16 protein-coding genes are annotated in these 20,148 nt (G+C 54.1%); 7 read left to right on the top strand and 9 right to left on the bottom strand.

What is annotated here, in order from left to right; all coding sequences use genetic code 11:
* Positions 1-298 precede the first annotated feature (298 nt).
* The 8 genes from ACGHM3_RS19270 to ACGHM3_RS19235 all read right to left on the bottom strand — a co-directional run bounded on the left by ACGHM3_RS19270 (position 299) and on the right by ACGHM3_RS19235 (position 8,316).
* Positions 299-1,039 (bottom strand): hypothetical protein, encoded by a 741-nt coding sequence (locus ACGHM3_RS19270; protein WP_345423955.1) that lies wholly within the window; start codon positions 1,037-1,039, stop codon positions 299-301.
* Positions 1,040-1,126: 87 nt separating this feature from the next.
* On the bottom strand, positions 1,127-1,723 hold the full coding sequence (locus ACGHM3_RS19265; protein WP_345423958.1) for a sigma-70 family RNA polymerase sigma factor: 597 nt from the start codon (positions 1,721-1,723) through the stop codon (positions 1,127-1,129).
* A 304-nt stretch (positions 1,724-2,027) separates the two neighbouring features.
* A complete protein-coding gene (locus ACGHM3_RS19260) occupies positions 2,028-2,957 on the bottom strand; it encodes an FAD-binding protein (RefSeq protein ID WP_345423961.1) in 930 nt (309 codons plus the stop codon).
* The gene (locus ACGHM3_RS19255; protein ID WP_345423964.1) at positions 2,957-3,712 is read right to left on the bottom strand and encodes an electron transfer flavoprotein subunit beta/FixA family protein; all 756 of its coding nucleotides are present in this window, start codon (positions 3,710-3,712) and stop codon (positions 2,957-2,959) included. Before ACGHM3_RS19255 ends, ACGHM3_RS19260 begins: the two co-directional genes overlap by 1 nt.
* Positions 3,713-4,081: 369 nt before the next feature.
* Positions 4,082-5,458 (bottom strand): amidohydrolase family protein, encoded by a 1,377-nt coding sequence (locus ACGHM3_RS19250; RefSeq protein WP_345423967.1) that lies wholly within the window; start codon positions 5,456-5,458, stop codon positions 4,082-4,084.
* The gene (locus ACGHM3_RS19245) at positions 5,455-6,822 is read right to left on the bottom strand and encodes an amidohydrolase (protein WP_345423970.1); all 1,368 of its coding nucleotides are present in this window, start codon (positions 6,820-6,822) and stop codon (positions 5,455-5,457) included. Before ACGHM3_RS19245 ends, ACGHM3_RS19250 begins: the two co-directional genes overlap by 4 nt.
* Positions 6,823-7,120: 298 nt before the next feature.
* Positions 7,121-7,693 (bottom strand): DUF3617 domain-containing protein, encoded by a 573-nt coding sequence (locus tag ACGHM3_RS19240; RefSeq protein WP_345423973.1) that lies wholly within the window; start codon positions 7,691-7,693, stop codon positions 7,121-7,123.
* A gap of 140 nt (positions 7,694-7,833) precedes the next feature.
* Complete coding sequence (locus ACGHM3_RS19235) at positions 7,834-8,316, bottom strand: Lrp/AsnC family transcriptional regulator (protein ID WP_345423976.1); 483 nt, start codon at positions 8,314-8,316, stop codon at positions 7,834-7,836.
* Positions 8,317-8,561: 245 nt separating this feature from the next.
* Between ACGHM3_RS19235 and ACGHM3_RS19230 the strand changes: the two genes are divergently transcribed.
* From ACGHM3_RS19230 to ACGHM3_RS19200, 7 genes are all read left to right on the top strand, one after another.
* A complete protein-coding gene (locus ACGHM3_RS19230) occupies positions 8,562-9,848 on the top strand; it encodes an aspartate aminotransferase family protein (RefSeq protein ID WP_345423979.1) in 1,287 nt (428 codons plus the stop codon).
* Between the two features lie 3 nt (positions 9,849-9,851).
* Complete coding sequence (locus ACGHM3_RS19225) at positions 9,852-11,105, top strand: hydrolase (RefSeq protein ID WP_345423982.1); 1,254 nt, start codon at positions 9,852-9,854, stop codon at positions 11,103-11,105.
* Between the two features lie 17 nt (positions 11,106-11,122).
* On the top strand, positions 11,123-12,154 hold the full coding sequence (locus tag ACGHM3_RS19220; protein ID WP_345423985.1) for an arginine N-succinyltransferase: 1,032 nt from the start codon (positions 11,123-11,125) through the stop codon (positions 12,152-12,154).
* 13 nt (positions 12,155-12,167) lie between these two features.
* Positions 12,168-13,646 carry a succinylglutamate-semialdehyde dehydrogenase gene (gene astD, locus ACGHM3_RS19215; protein WP_390518269.1) on the top strand — a complete coding sequence of 493 codons (1,479 nt, stop codon included), beginning with the start codon at positions 12,168-12,170 and terminating at the stop codon, positions 13,644-13,646.
* Positions 13,643-15,037, top strand: a complete 1,395-nt coding sequence (gene astB / locus ACGHM3_RS19210; protein WP_345423991.1) for an N-succinylarginine dihydrolase — start codon at positions 13,643-13,645, stop codon at positions 15,035-15,037. The genes astD and astB overlap by 4 nt, the downstream gene beginning before the upstream one ends.
* A gap of 78 nt (positions 15,038-15,115) precedes the next feature.
* The gene (gene nhaC, locus ACGHM3_RS19205; RefSeq protein ID WP_345423994.1) at positions 15,116-16,585 is read left to right on the top strand and encodes a Na+/H+ antiporter NhaC; all 1,470 of its coding nucleotides are present in this window, start codon (positions 15,116-15,118) and stop codon (positions 16,583-16,585) included.
* A 16-nt stretch (positions 16,586-16,601) separates the two neighbouring features.
* Entirely contained in the window at positions 16,602-16,967 is a 366-nt protein-coding gene (locus ACGHM3_RS19200; RefSeq protein WP_345423997.1) for a PH domain-containing protein, read from the top strand.
* Between the two features lie 83 nt (positions 16,968-17,050).
* Here ACGHM3_RS19200 and ACGHM3_RS19195 read toward each other — a convergent pair whose 3' ends face one another.
* Complete coding sequence (locus tag ACGHM3_RS19195) at positions 17,051-19,618, bottom strand: membrane-bound PQQ-dependent dehydrogenase, glucose/quinate/shikimate family (RefSeq protein WP_345424000.1); 2,568 nt, start codon at positions 19,616-19,618, stop codon at positions 17,051-17,053.
* Positions 19,619-20,148 lie beyond the last annotated feature (530 nt).

Raw genomic sequence — 20,148 nt, 5'->3', positions numbered from 1 at the left:
GTGCTGACTATTTCGGTTTGCTGGTGGGTTGAGTTTTGGTCCGGCGCTTGAAAAAAGGCGCTTGAAGAAGGCGCTTGAAGAAAGGCGCTTGAAGATAGCAGCCTGAAAAAGCCACTTTTAGGTGAACTGGGGGCGCGTATAGTAAAACGTTTAGTCAAAAGTGGCGGGGGCACTGCCAGCTAAGGTGTGTACCTGGGCTGGCGAATGAGTCGGGGGGTTAAACGCGTATTAGCTATTAGTTGTGATTCGACAGCAAGCCTGCGCTTATACCAAGTTCTCTCTGGCGGTTTTGCGCGTTTTAGTGGCCGCCGTCACTGTACTGCATGGCAAAGCTGCCGCTGTTAACAATGGTATCGCCATTGGTGAGTTCGTAGCGATAGGTGCCTGGCGCTATGGCTTGGGTGTTAACGCTTAGGTATACCGTCCAGCGGTAGTCGGGCTGCAAACCTTGCTGCTGCCAAACAACGACGTCATCGGCGTTGTATACCGTTACGGTGAGTGGTTCTGGCACACCAAAGGTGGGCTCCGTGGCAAAACCTACCACAAGGTTTTGCTGCTTAGGCTCAATAAATATGGTATCTGCTGCGCCGTTGGCAGAGCGTACGCGTTGGCCCAGCAAGTGCACGTAGGTGCCTTGTACCGCAGGGTTGGTTAACGCGGGCCCAGCGGACTGGTTAATAACGGACATCAGTGGCACCAAAAACAAGGTAGCGGCCACGGCGCCCCAGGCTGTTTGAGGGGTAAACCATTTGCCTAGCCAAGCGCTGGCTTTACTGATGAAAGAGTCCGATGCCTCCGCCGCTTGTTGGCTAACTTGATAGCGTGCTTTGGGCTCAGCCACTTGGGCGGCCTGGCTAAAGGAGTCTTCGTTGAGCTTTAAGCCGTGTATTAGCCTTTCTACCATCTCGACTTGCGCCAACAAGTCAGGGTTGTCGAGGTATTCGATCTCGAAGGCGAGCTCTTCTTCCTCGGACATTTTGCCGCGAAGGTAAAGGTCGACTCGCTCGTCGAATTGTACCTGCTCGGATTGGTTATTCACGTATGGATTCTCCGCAATTTAGCCACCTTGAATGGTGGTTCCTTGGTAGTAGTGTTCGCCGGTAGAAATTAGTCTCACATTTACGTTCTATTTGACATTGACTGTATTGTCTTTTACAAAGAATGACCTCATCCGAGTTTTGGCGCGATAAATCACTCGATTGAAGTGCTGACTGGAGAGGTTCAAGTCCTCGCAGATTTGTTCTTTGTCTTCTTCAAGAACGTAATAGCGTTTTAAAATTTCTCTGTCCCTTGGCGTATCTAATTGCTCAATCATTCCACGTACGTGGTCTTGTATGCGTCTGGTCTCTAGTGCTTGTTCGGGGCTGGGACCTGGGGCAACCAGATCGTTGTCGTCCGGTGTTTCCTGCGTGTCGGAATTCTTGCGGTAGTACATCACCACTTGATTGCGGGCAATCTGATGAATAAATGCCGGTAGGCGATCGGGTTGACGCAGGTCGCCCTTGCGCACCTTTTCAATGGCCACGCGCCAGGTTTCCTGAAACACATCTTCAGCAATATCTGGAGAGCATTTGCGGTTGAGCATGGTTTTCAAACCAGGGGCGAACCGAGTCACCATAGACAGCTCGGCCTGCGCATTGCCGCTGCGGATTTGGTTGACCAGTTCTTCGTAAGACAGCTGATTTGGTTCTTTATGACCAGAAGTTTCGCCGGAAGCGCTCACCCCAAATTTCCCTAATTCCCAAGTGAATCTAGCGGATTGCGCCCATTGGCGCAGGTGTTGTTAGTTGTTTTTGGCGTCTGTTTGAGCTGACCCAATCCTTAGTCAGTAATTCTTGACAGACCCGCCAGCAATAATGCCATAAGTAGTTAGTATCCGCTGCTAAAAAGTCATCCCACCCCAGACTAAATTTTTTTGCACTGCCTCGCAGAAAAACCGTTAGCTGAGGTATCAGCAATACTTGTGTGTTTCAGCCAGCTATAAAAAAACCCACGCAAGCGTGGGTTTTTGTACCAGTGGTTTGAGCTTAGAGCGCTTGCTCTAGCTCAGGCACTGCCGTGAACAAGTCCGCAACCAAGCCGTAGTCGGCCACTTGGAAAATCGGCGCTTCTTCGTCTTTGTTGATCGCCACAATCACCTTGCTGTCTTTCATACCAGCCAAGTGTTGAATGGCACCGGAGATACCAACGGCAACGTACAAATCTGGGGCGACGATTTTACCGGTTTGGCCAACCTGCAAGTCGTTAGGCACATAACCCGCATCCACCGCGGCACGAGATGCACCCACGGCAGCGCCCAGTTTGTCGGCTACTTTGTACAGCATTTCAAAGTTTTCGCCGTTTTGCATACCGCGGCCACCGGAAATGACGATGGATGCAGCGGTCAGTTCTGGGCGATCGCTCTTGGCCAGCTCTTCACCAACGAAGGTGGAGATACCAGCGTCGGTGGCAGTATCGATGCTCTCAACACTGGCGCTTCCGCCTTCAGCTGCTACGCCATCAAATGCTGTGGTACGCACGGTGATGACTTTGATGCTGTCGCTGCTCTGAATCGTGGCAATGACGTTACCGGCGTAGATGGGGCGCTTGAAGGTGTCGGCGCTTTCCACGGCGATAATGTCGGAGATTGCTTGGGTGTCGAGCAGAGCAGCCGCGCGCGGCATGATGTTCTTACCGTTGGTGGTGGCTGGAGCCAGAATGTGGCTGTAGCCTTTACCCACTTCGGCGATCAACAGAGCGACGTTTTCGGCCAGTTGATGGGCGTAGGCTGCGTTGTCGGCTTTGATCACTTTGGCAACGCCGGCAGCGGCGGCGGCTGCTTCAGCAGCACCAGCACAATCGGCACCGGCTACCAGTACATCAATGTCGCCACCAATGGCTTGTGCTGCGGCCAAAACGTTAAGGGTGGCGGGCTTCAGGCTAGCGTTATCGTGCTCAGCAATTACTAAAATACTCATCAGATTACCTTCGCCTCATTTTTCAGTTTATCAACCAGTTCAGCCACATCGGCTACCATCACACCGGCGGAGCGCTCTGCTGGCAGTTCTACTTTCAACGTTTGTACGCTGGCCGCTGAATCTACGCCGAGGTCGGCTGGGGTGGTGGTGTCTAATGGTTTTTTCTTGGCCTTCATGATGTTAGGCAGTGAGGCGTAACGAGGTTCGTTGAGGCGCAGGTCTGTGGTGACGATGGCTGGTAGGTTTAGCTCAACGGTTTGCAGGCCGCCGTCAACCTCACGGGTTACCTTAACCTTGCCGTCGTTGACGTCAACTTCGGAGGCAAAAGTACCTTGGCCCATGGAGGTCAGGGCGCCCAGCATTTGGCCGGTTTGGTTGTTGTCGCCGTCGATGGACTGTTTACCCATGATGACGAGGTCAGGTGATTCTTTTTCAACCAGCGCTTTAAGGCACTTGGCGATGGCCAGCGGTTGCAGTGCGTCGTCGGTTTCTACCAGAATGCCGCGATCTGCGCCCAGGGCCAGAGCGGTGCGAATCTGCTCTTGGGACTGCTTAGGGCCAATGGATACCGCGATGACTTCACTGGCGACGCCTTTCTCTTTAAGACGTACGGCCTCTTCAACAGCGATTTCACAGAAGGGGTTAATGGACATTTTGGCGTTGGCGATATCAACGCCGCTGCCGTCTGCTAGTGGGCGCACTTTGACGTTGTAGTCAACAACCCGCTTCACAGCTACGAGTATTTTTAGTGACATGTTTACTGTTTCTCTCCGGACTGACAAAAGTTCTTTATTTCCCGGTAATGCGCTATTTAATACTTAGGATGCACTACTAAGGATGTTATTTAGCCGGCGCATACTAACACGAAAGCACAGCTTAAGTCTCTGGGCGAGGGGTATCAGGCTGGTTCCGGTGTACGATTGCTCCCCTTAAAGGCGGACAATTGCACAGTTTCACCACCTTTGCCCCGTTCGTTGAGGCATTGGTGGTGGCAGCTTAGGGCCGAATTTAAGCACAGAGGATCTCGCTAGGAGATAGCTTGTCCGTCCTAACTTGCTAACCAATTCGCTAAGGCTTGCCACCATTTGGCAGCGCCAGCGTGGCGCCGGCTTCTGCCGTACTGCCTACTTTACGTAAGCCGGAGGAAGTTTGGATGGTTGTGTGTAGCGGTCTCGGAGTTTGTCGGCCCGGGTTTCGAGAGACTGTTCCTCGCCGTTTATCCACATAGTGCTGGCCTTGCCGGTGTAGTCAAAGGGGTCGTTTTCCCACAGAACTAAATCGGCGGACTGTCCCTTTTCAATGCTGCCGGCCTGGATGCCAAACAACTGCGCCGGCACCTGGGAAATGGCCGCTAGGGCTGCATCCTTGGGTAGCCCGTTGGCGATGGCGTTGCCGGCACCAAAGCGCAGTTGGTAGAGAGCGTGGGTGGCATCGGATAATACCGCCAAGGCCACGGTGACGCCGGCTTGATGCAAGGTAGCGGCGTTATTGAGCGAGGCGTGGAGGTTGTCGAAGCTCTTGGGTAGATCATTGAGCGCATCCAAGATGACGGCAACCTGGGCCTCGGCCAACTGCTCTTTTACTGCCACGGCGCCATCGCCGCCGGCGATGATCAATTTCAGGCCAAACTCTTCTTTTAACGCTAACAGTTGCAGTATATCGGCGGGTCGGTCGCAAAATGCCAGCAGCGGTAGGGTGCCAGCCAGCAGTTCATCCAGGTGGCGCTCAACTACCGACTCAACTACCGAATGGGCATCTTCGGTTTTGGTCTCTGGCTGCTTATCCGCACCGGCTTGGCTATTGGATTCGTTGTCGGTGTTTTGTGTTGCTTCTTTTTCAGTGGCCTTTTTAGCAGTTTCGGCCTCGCTGGCGTTATCTGCCTCGGATTTGGCCACGTTGTCACGGCGATCTTGCAGGGCGGCTCGAATCTTACCCAAGCGCCTGGCGCGGGAGGATTCCTGATCGCCCCAGAGATAGACCACTGCGGCACTGGCCGCACTGCTGGGAAGGGTTAAGTCACCAGTCAAATCCACATTGCCGGCCACACCGGCAAACGCCTTTGTACCGGCGCCAGGGGTGACGATATTGCGGGTTACGCCGCCGATGCGCGCCAAAGGGATGGCCGAGGATTCGGGGTTAAAGGCGGTCACGGGGCTGAAGGATAGATCGCCTTCTTCCACCGTGCTGTCGTCGCTTTCACTGACGGCGTTGACCTCCAATAGACCCAAATGGTTGAGGCTACCGATAAAGCCCGGGGTCACTATTTTGCCTTCGGCGTCGATGACGTGATCTGCAGTTAACGGTTGGTCACTGACTTCAGTGATGATGCCGTCCTCAAAGAGAACGCTGCCAACGCTGACGTCAGCGGTGGTGGCGGTGTACAACCGAGCGTTAATGATGGCGGTGCTGTCGGCCAAGCTAAGGTTGCTGGTGAACAGCGCCAGGGCCAGCGCAGAGTGTTTAACACCGAGGCATAGCTGGCGCAGAGGGAAAGTGATCATAGCGCCTCCAAGGATTGTCCGAGATTGAAATCGCTTACCGCTTGGTAGGCTGGGTCGTTGCGGTCATAGACCTTGGCACCATCCACAAATACTTGCTCGGCTTGGGCGTATACGCTGAATGGGTTTTGATTCCACAGTACTAGGTCGGCCTGTTTGTCCACTTCAATGGCGCCGGTGTATTGGCCAATGCCCAGCGCCTTGGCGGCGTTGCTGGTGATCCACTTGATCGCATCGGCTTCCGTGATTTCGTAGCCCAGGCCTTGGGCGCGATACAGCACCTTGGCGGCTTCTTGATTGAGGCGTTGAATGGTGCGATCGGAATCGGAATGAACAATGGCGCAACCATTTTTAACGCTATCGACAATGGCGATGTTTTCCAGGGTCATATCATAGGCTTCCATTTTAAAGCCCCACCAATCTGGCCACATGGCGGCGCAGACGTTGTTGTCGGCCAGCAGCTGCGGCACTTTGTAGGCTTCCACGGCGTGATGAAAGGTGCCCGCGTGATAGCCAAATTCCTTGCTCATATCGATCATCATGGCCAGTTCTTCGGCTTTGTAGCAGTGGTTGTGCACCATGATTTCGCCATCCAGCACGCCGGCTAGGGTATCCAACTGTAGGTCCCGTTTGGGGGGGAGTTTCTCTAGGCCGGTTTCGTAATTGGCCCAGTCAGCGCGGTAGTGTTGGGCGTTCGCCCAGGCTTGGCGAAAACCGGCCATATTGCCCATGCGAGAGCCCGGCGCTTGCTCCCGGCTGCCGTATACGCGTTTGGGGTTTTCTCCGCAGGCCATTTTTAAGCTATAGGGCGCGCCTGGGTACTTCATGCCCTGGACGGTGGTCGCAGGGACGTTCTTTAGGGTTACGCCGCGGCCGCCGAACAAATTGGCAGAGCCAGGCAGTATTTGCAGGGTGGTTATGCCACCGGCTCGAGCTCGGTTAAAGCCCGGATCCTGCGGCCACACGGAGTGCTCCACCCACACCATGGCGGTGTTGGGGCCGGTAATCTCGTTGCCATCCTGATGCGAATCAACGTAGGGGCTGGGGTAGGCGCCCAGGTGAGAATGCACGTCAATGATACCGGGGGTTAGCCAGCGGCCACTGCCATCGATCAAGGTGTCGGTTTTAATTCTGAGTTTGGTGCCTACTTTGGTGATTTTGCCGTCGCTGACTAGCACATCGGCGTTGTCGATGCGCTGGCCTGTGCCGGTGAGTAGAGTAACGCCGGTGATGGCAAAATCCGTGCGAGGCAGCGCTTGGTAGGTGCTGGGGTAGGGGTCTTTATTTATTTCTGGTGGGATCTCAGCGGCAAAATCGCAACCGCTGAGCGCAACCAAAATAGCCGCAATAAGTGAGGCCTTGTGCATGCCTTTGCTCCAAAAAAATCTCGCCGTTAAAACGAATGTGTCGTCGATAGCCGCAATGGTTTTTCAAAATAGACGAGCTGGTTTGATAAACGGTCGCATATGCGCGATTTTGGTCGGTATGATATTTATTAATTTCGTGACTTTTACTGTGTAGTGTCAGTGTGGATGCGCCGGTCCCAGGCAACCGTTTGATGGGTGTTACCGTTAAATTGCCGATGTAGCCAATTACTAGAATTTAAGAGGCGATTGCCACCGGCGGCTTGTGCGCCGGTGGTCGTATAGAAGAGGTTGCCCGAGGTTATTCTTCTGGGTTGACGTCGCCGCAGTCGTCAGAAATCCAGGTGCCATTGACGCTGATATCCTGCGCAACTTCCGGCCCGCTATCGCCCATGGTGCCTTTGCCTTGTAGGGTCATTGACCAGGACTTTTCCGATTCTACGCTCAAGGTGCCGGTGTATTCACCGGTGTAGCCGCCGCTGCCGTCGCAGCTTACTTTTATGCCCACGGTATTCTTTGAACGGTCGGTTTCTTGAACGTCGCAACCTTCTTGGGAGGCTTGCCCCAACCAGTGATCAATGTCTTTCGCATCGGCGGCCTGTTGCGGGGTAATGCAAGACAGCGTGTCGTTGTTCATGTTGGGCATCATGCCGCTCTTACCCATGGCCTCCCGGGCGCTTGCTGGTAAATTGGCCATAAGTTGCTCTTGCATGGCTTTAACTTCGGCCAAAATATCTCGGCCATCGATGATGAGCTTAACATCGCTCTGCCATAAACCCGCTCGCGGTTGGGTGTTAAAAGCTTCGGCCTTGCAGCACAGGCCCCAGCCAAGCATGGCTAAGGTGAATAGTGTCGATAACGTTATGTTTTTCATATTTTTTTATCCCTTTACTTTGTTTTTATAGCCCTGAAAATTCTTAGCCTGTAAATGGTTCCGTCAAACCTTCCTGGATGCCGTGATAAATAAGCTGCAATAAAACTAACTCAAACAAGATGCCTTGTTCCTGCTGCGTGCTAGTTATCGGGCAAGCCCAGTGTCTTTAGGTGAACTCCGGTAAAGCGTTTGTTTTCTATCATAACCACATGGGTATTAATATTAATGGCGTGCTTTACGGAGCTAACCAGTTGTTCGTTGATTTCCACGTAGCGTTGCATATCTGGGCAAACAATTCGCAGAAAGAAATCAAATTCTCCACTGACGGTGAGGCATTCTACGATTTCGTCAATGTCGCCAACCAGCTTTTCAAATTCGCGAAAATCCTCTTGCGTGTGATTCTTCATAGTCACCGTGCATAGGCAAGTTAGGTGCCGGCACAGCTGATTTAACTCAATGTGTGCGTGATAGCTGCTGATAATACCAGCACTTTCTAATCTCCGAACGCGCTGTAAGCAAGAGCTGGGCGACAGGGCAATGGCGTCGGCCAGGTTTTGGTTGGTAATGCGCGCATCCTTCTGCAGCGTGGTAAGAATTTTTAGGTCGGTTCGATCCAATTTCATAGCAAGCTCGTGTGGTGCGGGGAAGGGCGGGTTCGCCACCATTAAGGCCAGTCTTTTATCACTGTAGCACGCCCCAAAGTCGCGTTTAGTAGGCCTAGGCCTGATTTGAGTCGATGTTACCGCAGAATCTTTGGTGTGGGGCCGCGAGCCGCGTCCATTCTATTTTAATCGGGGTAAATGGCTCAGCTCATTCGGCCGGCGGCGTGCTAGATTTCTCAGCAATTGCTATGACGAGGAGTTAAGCCGTGAACACAATAGAAACGACCTTGCCCACCGAACAAAATTCGGCCCTGGACCCTAGAGGGGCGCTGTGGCCAACCTATGCGCCCCCCATGGACTTGGTGTTTAGCCATGGCGACGGCACCGTGCTGTACACCGAAGACGGCCGGTCGTTTCTGGATTTCATCTCCGGCATCGCGGTTACCGGCTTTGGCCATGCCCATCCGGCGCTGGTTGCCGCGCTGAATGAGCAAGCCCAAAAACTGTGGCATTTATCCAATATGTTCCGCGTGCCAGCGGCGGAGCACCTTGCTCACACCCTGGCGGCTAACAGTTTCGCCCACGGCGTTTTCTTCACCAATTCTGGTACGGAGTCGGTAGAGGCAGGCCTCAAAGCCATTCGTGGCTACCAAGCGCATATTGGCCGTGCCGAGCGCTTTCGCATCATCGGCATGGCCGGCAGCTTCCACGGTCGCTCCATGGCGGCGGTGGCAGCCGCCGGCAATCCGGCCCATTGCCAGCCGTTTATCCCGGGTGACTACGGCTTCGACCAAGCGCCGTGGGACGATCTCGCCGCGTTGGAGGCGCTGATTGGCCCGCAAACCGCGGGTATTATTCTTGAGCCCATCCAGGGCGAGGGCGGCATCCGCCCGGCCAGTGAAGCATTCCTACGCGGTGTGCGTGAGCTATGCGACCAGCATAACCTGGTACTGATGTTCGACGAGGTGCAATGCGGTATTGGCCGCAGCGGGGCGCTGTTTGCCCATCAATCATTGGGCGTGGAGCCCGATGTCTTGGCCTCTGCCAAGGGCCTTGGCGGCGGCTTCCCCGTGGGCGCTTGTTTAGCCAGCGAAGCAGTGGCCCAGGCCATGCCCATGGGCACCCACGGCAGTACCTACGGTGGTAATCCCCTGGCCATGGCGGTGGCCAGTAAAGTAGTGGAGCTTACCCTAGAGCCCGGTTTGTTACAGAGTGTGCAAGCCAAAGGCGATAAAACCCAGCGGCTATTGCAGAGCCTGTGCGAGCGCTATCCCGAGGTGTTAAAGCGCGTTGCGGGTACTGGCTTAATGCTAGGGGTTGAGTGTGTGCTGCCCAACACCGAATTGCTAGCCCAGTGTCGCCAGCGAGGCCTGTTGGTGGGCAAGGCCGGCGCTAATATGCTGCGCTTGCTGCCGCCGCTGAATGTTAGCGAAGAGCACATCGAACAGGCCGTCGCCATTCTTGAGGACGTTGTAAAAGACGCCGCCCAAGCGGCGGCCGCCAGCGATTCGGCCATAGCCGAAACCGCCGCTCTGGTGGCCCCGAAGGAGTAGCTTGTGAGTCATTTAGGTGAAAACCAAACCACCTTTGCTTGGATAGATCAGTCGGCACCCGCCATGTTGGAGCGGTTGGTAGCCTGGTCTGGAATCAATTCCGGCAGCCATAACCTCGCTGGCCTGCAAGCCATGGCGGAGCAAATAAAGGCGTTGTTCACCCCCATTGCTGAAGATGCCCTCAGTGTTGATTTGGCCGATGCCGAACAATTGGCTGATGATGGACAAATCCACGCGGTGCAATATGGCTCGCTGCTGACCTTTAGCAAGCGGCCACAAGCGCCTATCCAGGTGTTGCTCACCGGCCATATGGACACGGTGTTCCCCGCCGACTGTGCCTTTCAAAGCGCCAACTTTATTGATGGCAACACGCTGCATGGCCCTGGCGTTGCCGATATGAAAGGTGGCTTACTGGTGATGTTTATGGCTTTGGCTGCGTGGGAGCAGCAGGCCGATGCCAATCAACTGGGTTGGCGGGTGGTGATTAATCCAGACGAAGAAACCGGCTCTTTAGCGTCTGCTCCACACCTTGCCCACTATGCCAAAGAGGCGGATTTGGGCATGGTGTTCGAGCCCGCCTTAGCCGATGGCACCCTAGCGGGTGAGCGCAAGGGCAGTGGTAACTTTTCACTGCGAGTTACCGGCCGCAGCGCCCACGCTGGCCGAGAATTCCATTTAGGCCGCAACGCCATTGCCGCCCTGGCTGAGGTATTAGTACAGTTACACGGTCTTAATACCAAGGCGCAGCAACAGCACGACGGTGTAACGCTGAACATTGGCCGCATTCAGGGCGGTGGCCCGGTGAATGTGGTGCCAGACCGAGCCGTGGCGCACTTCAACGTACGCATGGTTAACGACGGCGCACAGCGTTGGCTGCAAGAGGAAATCAACGCTATTGTGGCCCAAGCCAATTTGCTTGATGGCATTCACCTGGAATTATTTGGCGGCTTTACACGGCCGGCCAAGTTGAGTACACCGGCCCATCGGCTATTGTGCCAATGGCTCACCGATTGCGGTGCCGCCTTGCAGGTGCCCATTACCTTTAAGGCCACCGGTGGTTGCTGCGATGGCAATAACCTAGCCGCCGCTGGTTTACCCAACATCGACACCTTGGGGGTGCGCGGCGGTCAAATTCATACCGACCAAGAATTTATGTTGGTGGACAGTTTGGCCGAGCGGGCCAAGTTAAGCTTTTTATTGCTGCAACGGGCCAGTCGTCACGGCGAGCAGCTAAAAACACTATTAACCAATGGTTAACAGCGACAGGATTTAACATGATTATTCGCTCCGCACGATTATCCGATCTGCCCGCGCTGATGGATCTATCCAGTTCCTTGCCCGGCGGCATGACGTCTATGCCGTGCAATCAAGACAGCTGGCAAAAAAAATTGCAGTTGGTAGAGCGCAGCTTTAGCGCCCGGCCAGCGCCGAAAAGTATTGATGAGGCCATCTACTTTTTTATTTTGGAAGATCCAATCAGCGGCAGTATTGCCGGCACCTGCGGCATGCACACCGGCGTTGGCCTTAATAAGCCTTTTTACAACTACAAACTCAGTCGGCACATGTCCAAGTCAGAGCAGCTGGGTATTACGGTGAACAGTAATACCTTGAATTTGTGCAACGACTTTACCGGTGAAACCGAGTTGGTGTCGTTGTTTTTAAAGCAGGAATACCGTCAGGGCAAAATTGGCCAGTTTTTATCACGCACACGATTTATGTTTATCCGCGATTTTAGTGATTTTTTTGCCAAAACTGTGTTCGCCGAAATTCGTGGCTGGCTAGATGCCGAAGGCAATTCGCCCTTTTGGGATAACCTGGGCAAAAAGTTTTTTGATATGCCGTTTTTAAAAGCGGATTTTATCAGTGCCGTCAATGGCTACCAGTTTATCTCCGATTTAATGCCGCGCTTTCCCGTTTATTTGGAACTGCTACCGGAGGAGGCCGTCAACGTTATAGGCCAGCCTAATCGGGATTCCGTAGCCGCTAAAAAAATCCTGGAGCGAGAGGGCTTTCAGTATCAAGGGTTGGTGGATATTTTCGATGCTGGCCCGGTGGTGCAATGCGAGCAAAATCGTATTGTCTCGGTAACCGATACCCAGGATTACCCAGTGCGCGATTGTCTAGCCGATGAACAGCTCCAGGACGCCGTGGACTGCATTATCAGTAATCGTACATTTGACGATTTTCGCGCGGTGATGGGCAAGGTGCTTGTGCACTCGGATGGCAGTGCCAGTGTCTGTGCCACAGCAACAGACGCACTCAACATTCAGCCCGGAGAGCGGGTTTCGACTTTAGTGCTGCGTTAGTGAGGAAGTAATGATGATAGAACAATTGTCGCAATTAACCGGCGAGCATTTTATCAATGGAAAGTGGCAGGCCGGTGATGATCAAATTCTCCATCCAGAAAACCCCGGTTTACAACAAACCGGCTGGTCTGGTGTTAGCGCCAGCAAAAATCTGGTTGGCCAGGCTGTGGCCGCGGCCCGCGCCGCCTTTGACGCCTGGGCCATGCTGCCATTTGAACAGCGTGAAGTAGTGGTGCGAAATTACGCGCAAGCGCTAAAAAGCCATAGTGACTTATTTGCCCAGGTCATCCATTTGGAAACCGGCAAACCTTTGTGGGAAAGCAAGACCGAAGCGGCGGCCATGGTGGGTAAAGTGGAATTATCCATCATCGCCTACCACGCTCGTACCGGCCATCGCCGTGACGAAACCGGCCCCGTGGTTACCCAATTAAGCCACAAACCCCAGGGTGTGCTGGCGGTGTTGGGCCCTTACAATTTCCCGGGCCATTTGCCCAACGGGCATATTGTGCCGGCGCTGTTGGCGGGTAATTGCATTGTGTTCAAACCATCCGAGGCTACCCCGGCTACCGCAGAATTAATGTTGCGTTGCTGGCAACAGGCAGGCTTACCCAGCGGGGTAATCAATATGGTGCAAGGTGCCGGCGACACTGGTAAAGCTCTGGCTGGCCACAGCGATATCAACGGCTTACTGTTCACCGGCAGCTCCCGCACGGGGGCCGCGCTGCACCAACTGTTTGGCGGCCAACCGGAAAAAATATTGGCCCTGGAAATGGGCGGTAATAACCCGCTGGTGGTAGAGCAGGTTGCCGACATCGACGCCTGCGTGTACAACATTTTGCAATCCGCGTTTGTCAGTGCTGGCCAGCGATGTACCTGCGCCCGGCGTTTAATAATGCTGCGTTGCGAGCACAACCAGAAAACACTGCAAGCCCTGGTTGAAGCCAGCAAACAGATGGCCGTGGGTTTTGGCGAAGAGGATTTTTACGGCCCCGTGATTCATGAGGCTGCTGCCGAGCAATTGTTAACAGCGCAAATGAATCTAATCGACGCTGGCGGCCACCCGTTGTTGACCATGGCTAAATTGCACGAGCATAAGCCGCTGCTTGGGCCGGGGATTATGGATGTTACCAACGTTGCCGAGCTGCCGGATGAAGAGTACTTCGGCCCGTTGTTACAAGTGCTGTGGGTGGATACCTTGGAGCAAGCGGTGATCGCCGCAAACAAAACCCGCTTTGGGTTATCCGCCGGCTTATTGGCCGATGACGTGGCCGCGTGGGATTACTTTAGTCCGCGCATTAATGCCGGTATCGTTAATTGGAACCGGCCCTTGACTGGCGCCAGCGGGGCCGCGCCCTTTGGTGGTATGGGCGCCAGTGGTAACCACCGTCCCAGCGCCTATTACGCGGCGGACTATTGCGCCCACCCCGTGGCCAGCTTGCTGGCTGATAAAGTCGAACTACCCCCAGCCCTGTCGCCAGGAATTAAACTATGACGCAGCTAGACGCCGGCCCAACTGCCTTCGAAGTCAATTTTGATGGGCTAGTAGGCCCTACCCACAACTACGGTGGTTTGGCCCATGGCAATATTGCTTCGGGTAACAACGCCGGTTTGGTAGCTTCGCCAAAACTGGCCGCGTTACAGGGCTTAGAAAAAATGAAAGCCCTGGCCGACCGCGGCTTAAAACAAGCGGTGCTACCACCCCACGATCGGCCGCACATCAGCACCTTAAAGCGACTCGGCTTTACCGGCACCAGCGATGCCGATGTATTAAGCCGAGCCTTGGCGCGCTCGCCAGAGATTGTGCAGGGCGTGTATTCAGCCTCAAATATGTGGGTGGCCAATGCCGCTACGGTATCGCCGTACCCGGATACCGTGGATGGCAAAACCCACTTCACCACCGCCAACCTGAGCAGTATGTTTCACCGCTCCATCGAGGCGCCCACCACCGAACGCATCCTAAAATCCATTTTTACCGGCGGCAGCTATCAGCATCATTCTGCGTTACCCGCCGGTGCGCACTTCTCCGATGAGGGCGCGGCCAACCACAGCCGCCTGGGTGTGGATTACGGCCATGCCGGAGTGGAGTTTTTCGTCTACGGCGCCAGTGCATTCAATAAAGCGGCACCCCGGCCGGCGCGGTTTCCAGCCCGGCAAACCCTAGAGGCCTGCCAGGCCATTGCTCGCCATCACGGATTGCAGGACGACCGCTGTGTGTTCGCCCAGCAAAACCCAGAGGCCATTGATGCCGGGGTGTTTCACAACGATGTTATCGCCGTGGCTAACGCCAATGTGCTGTTTTATCACCAGCAGGCGTTTTTAAATACCGATGAAGTGCGCAGCCAATTGGATGCGGCTTACCGGGCGCTAAAACTGCCCGATGGCTCTGGCATTCATTTTATCGAAGTGCCGGCCATGGAGGTGCCCATTGAAGATGCGGTGAACTCCTATCTGTTTAATTCTCAACTGCTGCGCATGCCGGGTAAGCAGGGCACCACCATTATTGTACCCTTAGAGTGCAAGCACCTGCGCCGGGTGCACGATTACCTGCAATGGCTGGAGGCAGATCACCCCGCCATAGATCAAGTGATCTACTTTGACCTGCGCCAAAGCATGCGCAACGGTGGCGGCCCTGCCTGCCTGCGGCTGCGAGTGGTGATGTCTGAGCAGCAAATCCAAGACTGCAAAGCTCGGGTGTTTATGGACGATGCCCTATACGAGGACTTGGTGGCCTGGGTGAATCGCCATTATCGGGACGAACTCAGCGCGCAAGACCTGCACGACCCTGCCTTAATGCAAGAGTCGCAAACCGCATTGGATGAGCTGGTTGGCTTACTGCGGTTACAGACTGACCAAACCGGCCCGGTGTACGACTTTCAGCGTTAGTGCCTAATTCCCCTTATGAGCATTGAGTGAATTCGCTCGTCCTGCTAGTGTCACTCAATTGTCACTAAGGGGGTCCGCATGGCCGAAAATCCACCGTTGAAACATCCACCGTTGTTTGTGGCGCTTTTGCCCATCCTAGTGCTGATAGCGCTACTGACTCTCAACGTGAAGATTTTTGGCGATAACGCCATCTCTGGCTCCAACCAAATCATATTGATTGTATGCGCAGCTCTGGCCGCGGGGTTGGCCCATTTTTTTGGCAGTCGGTGGCAAACCATTGAGGACGGCATCGTCAATTCCATTAAATTGGCAACGCCAGCGATTCTTATATTGTTGATGGTGGGGGCGCTATCCGGCACCTGGTTGGTCAGCGGCATCATCCCCACCATGATTTATTATGGCCTACAGATTTTAAACCCGGTGATATTTCTGTTTGCCGCCTGTGTCATTTGTGCGGTGGTGGCGGTATTTACCGGCAGCAGTTGGACCACCTCCGCCACCATTGGTATTGCTTTAATGGGCATTGGCCAGGTGCTGGGCATTAACCCGGGGTTGGTGGCCGGTGCCATATTATCCGGCGCTTATTTTGGCGATAAACTGTCCCCGCTCAGTGACACCACCAACTTAGCCAGTGCCTCTGCGGGCACGGATTTGTTTACCCACATTCGCTACCTTACCTTCACCACCGTCCCTTCCATTACCATCGCCTTGGTGCTGTTTATAGTGTTTGGCTTTGGCTACAAAAACGACATGGACAGCGCCACCATCGACGGTATTTTAAACGGCTTGGAAACCAGCTTTAACATCACCCCATGGGTGCTGTTGGTGCCGCTATGCGTTCTGCTGATGATTATTAAAAAAATACCACCACTGCCAGCGCTGTTTGTGGGTACGGTGCTGGGCGGTGTGTTTGCGTTTATCTTTCAATTACCTATCGTAAACGCGGTGGGTGCCAGCGTGGGGGATGGTGAATTCGCCAATTATATTGGCATTATGCAAACCGCGTTTGGTGATACCCAATTGGAAACCGGCAACGCCACCTTGGATGAATTGCTATCTTCCGGTGGTATGGCCGGTATGTTGACCACCATTTGGCTAATTCTATCGGCCATGATTTTTGGTGGCACCATGGAAGCCAGTGGCTTTCTGCGGTTAATTACCGAGTCACTTATTCGCCGGGTTAAATCCGTAGGCAGTTTGGTCACCGCCACGGTGGGTACCTGCTTGTTCACCAACGTATCGGCGTCCGATCAATACTTGGCGGTACTGGTGCCCGGCCGTATGTTTGCCGAGAGCTACCGCAAACGAGGCCTGGCGCCCCAAGTGTTGAGCCGCACCCTGGAAGATTCGGGTACGGTAACCTCGGTTTTGGTCCCTTGGAACACCTGCGGTGCATTCCATGCTGGTGTTTTGGGGGTGGCCACCCTCAGTTATTTACCGTTTACCTTTTTCTGTTTAATCAGCCCGTTTATGAGTATTCTATTTGCTTACATGCATATCAAAATAGACCGCATCGAGCCGGAGCAACCCGCTGCCGCGCAGGCGTAAGTCTTAAGGGGGAATTTTGCAAGCGAAGTACTCAGAAAGCCCAGCCATGTTTAAAGCCCATCCGTTCGGTTTTATCCTGGCGGTGGTGTTGATACCTGTGGTGGTTGGCGCTGTTATTTTGTTGATTTGGTATCTCAAAAACCGATCCACCGTGGTGGAGGTCGATGAAAAAGACTTGGTTTTAGTGCAGGGCTTTTTAAGCAAAGATCGCACCGAAATCAGCCTGGACAACATCCGCTCTATCAAGGTGCACCAATCGGTGTTCGACCGAATCTTCAACGTCGGTAAAATATCGGTGTTTACCGCCGGCGACGAACCCGAAGTAAAAGTGGAAGGCCTGCCAGACCCAGACCGTTTGCGCAAATTAGTAAAAGCGCACTAGCACGTTAGAACTTCTAAGCTCTAAAGATGCAAAAGCCCCGTCCTGGACGGGGCTTTTGCGTTGGGTGGGGTGCAAAGGGTGGTTTACGCTTTGTTGCCCGGCAGAGCGTAGGCAATCACGTAATCTCCCTCTTTAGTTTCCATAAAGTGATGGCCGGCCGCCACAATCACTAAATATTCCTTGCCGTCCTGTTGGTAGATCATCGGTGTTGCTTGGCCGCCGGCTGGCAGAGTGTCCTGCCAAACCGTTTCTCCGGTGTTGATATCAATGGCTCGGATTAAATCGTCGGTGGCGGCGGCGATAAATATTAAACCGCTGGCGGAAATCACCGAGCCGCCATTATTGGGCGTGCCAATGTTGATGGGCAGGTGAGAGGATATTCCGAAGGGGCCATTTTTGCGCGCGGTGCCAATTGGTCGGTCCCACAGGGTGCGGCCGGACGCCAACTCAATGGCGCGGATGCCGCCGTAGGGTGGCTCTTTGCATAGCATGCCAGTCAGTTTTACTCGCCAGCCTGCGTTGACATCGATGGCGTAGGGCACGCCTTCCTGCGGGTCACCGGCACCTTCCGCGGTGTTGCCGTCGGATTGTGTTTGCTGATCCCTAGGTAACCAACCCAATTTATTGGCTTCGTCGCGCGGTACCAGCTGGTTGTAGTTGGGCATATCGTTGTAATTGGCGACCATAATGCCTCTGTTAGGATCAATGGCAACGCTGCCCCAGTCTGAGCCGCCATTGTAGCCGGGGTATTCAATCCAATGGGTTTCGCTGGTGGGTGGGGTGTAAAAACCTTTATAGGAGGCTCGCTTAAAGTTAATGCGGCAGTACATTTGGTCAAACGGCGTAATGCCCCACATATCTCTTTCGGTTAAATCTGGTTTACGCAACGTGTGGTACAGTGAATGCGGCTGGGTGGCTGCGCGCATCTGCGGTTCCACGCCGCCTGGTGGGGCAGGTAGGTTGGCCACACCGGTTAAGGGTTTGCCGGTGCGACGGTCTAAAATATAAATGTCGCCTTGTTTGCTGGGTAATACCACAGCCGGCACAGAGTGACCGTTTTTATCGGGGTAGTCAATTAAGCTCACCTGCGAGCCTAAATCGTAGTCCCAAACGTCCATATGCACGGTTTGGAATTTCCACTCTGGCTTGCCGGTTTTTACATTCAACGCCACCAGTGCAGTGGTGTAGGGCGTTTCGAAATCGCGTCGAGAGCTGCTCCAGTAGTCGGCCGAGGAATTGCCCATGGGCAAATACACTAAGCCCAGTTGTTCATCGCCGGTGGCAGAGGTCCACATATTGGGGGGGCCCTTGGTGTAGGTTTCTCCCGCGGCCGGTGCACCGGATCGCTCAGGCGCGCCCACATCCCAGGCCCATTTCAACTCGCCGGTAACAGCATCAAAGCCCTGAATAACACCGGAAGGACCCCAGCGATATTGGCCGTCGGTTACCTGGTGGCCGGTAATAATAACGCCGTTAACGATCACTGGCGCCGAGTTAATCGCCACCATATAACTTTGGCCGTCTGGTACGCCCATGCCCTGGGTAATATCAACCTCACCGTTATCACCAAAGTCGGTGCAGGGTTTGCCCGTGGCGGCGTCCACCGCAATGATGCGGCTATCCAAGGTGCCTTCAATAATGCGCTGTTGGCAGAAACTATCCGCTGTGATTACGGTATCTTCGGCGAAGGTTTCTACTTCCAATTTGGTGGCACTGGTCTGTGTGCCTTGGATGGTGGCATTGGCAACCTCGGTCAGCACAGTTTCATCGTTGCTGTCGGTTGAATTGGGCAGCTGGCTCACATCGAGATAGGTTACGCCTCGGCAGGCGGCGGTGTAGGGAATGGTGGTATCGTCAACCTTCGGATCGTAGCGCCAAATCTCTTCGCCGGAGTTGGCGTCCAAGGACATCATAATATTGCGCGAACTGCACAAATACAGTTGATTGCCCACCTTGAGCGGTGTGGTTTCGGCTCCCCATCGTTCGCTGGGAAGATCGCCTGTGCGAAAGGTCCAAGCCTTGGTCAACGATGCCACGTTGTCTTTGTTGATTTGAGTTAACGGTGAATAACGCAAAGCATCGCCACCTCGGCCGTAGCTGGGCCAATCGCCATCGGCAATTTGATCACCGGAGAGGGAGGCTTGCTGCGGTGATTGAATATTAGTTTGGAAGCCTGCTGTGCTAGGCGAAGCGAGGCCAGCCACAGCGTGGGTAACGCCGTGTGGCACAAAGGCCAAACCAAAGGCCACTAAAAAACCGGCCACGCCAGCGCCGAAAAAACCATAGGCTGTGCCTTTATTAAAGGGGTTGCGCAGGCGCGGCAGGCACAGCGCCACCAGAATGGCGAGTATTAAAATAACATCGAACCTGGGTACCCAGCGCCAGTAATCCAAACCTGATTCCCACGCCGACCAAATAAAGCTGGCCAGCAGAACCACGCCAAACACGTAGGCGCCACTGCGTTTTCGCTGCATCAATAAAACCCCTGCAGCCAGCAGCGTTAACCCGGCAATGCCGTAATACCATGAGCCTCCAACAGCTATTAGCCAAAAGCCACCAACGATAAAGGCCAGGCCCACCAAAACCACCAGAGCCCCAACGAGCAAAGGTAGCCAGCCGGAGGGCTTGTTCACGTTTTGCGTTTCATCCACGACGATTCTCCAAGATTAAAAAGGGGGTAGGGCGAAGAATCCGCAGTGGTGAATGCCGTCATTCACTGGCCGCGCTAAACACGCGGCAGCAAACGATGGGCACAACTCGGCCTGGCGCTTTTGCATGCCCGTCATAAACCGTCGCCATCAACGACTGTTATCGGCGTGAATGAAAATACGTCTTGCGGGTGGGTTGGTATGGCATTGGTGAGCAGCATGGTACGCCGTGGGATATCGGGCGCTGAACCGACTGCCGCAGTTACATCGTCTGCTGTGAGCGAGAGCAATGTTCCTTTGCCTTGCGTTACCGAATGTCGGGCAAGTTAACCCCGTTGAGTTCGGTTACGCGGGTTGCACATCGTTTGCTTATGACGAAATCGTGGGACTCTTCGCGTCATGTGATTGAGATCAACTTTTGTGTGATAAAGTTCACAATTTTCAAATATTTTTGAAAGGCATGAATGCTTGGGGCATTCAATGAGGGCGGATACCATTCAAGGGTTGGCGTTAACAACTAGAGCTTTTAGGTC

Source organism: Halioxenophilus aromaticivorans, assembly GCF_042850945.1.
Taxonomy (GTDB): Bacteria; Pseudomonadota; Gammaproteobacteria; order Pseudomonadales; family Cellvibrionaceae; genus Halioxenophilus; species Halioxenophilus aromaticivorans.
Note: the sequence above shows the minus strand (reverse complement) of the source record. Positions and strands in the feature narration are given on the sequence as shown.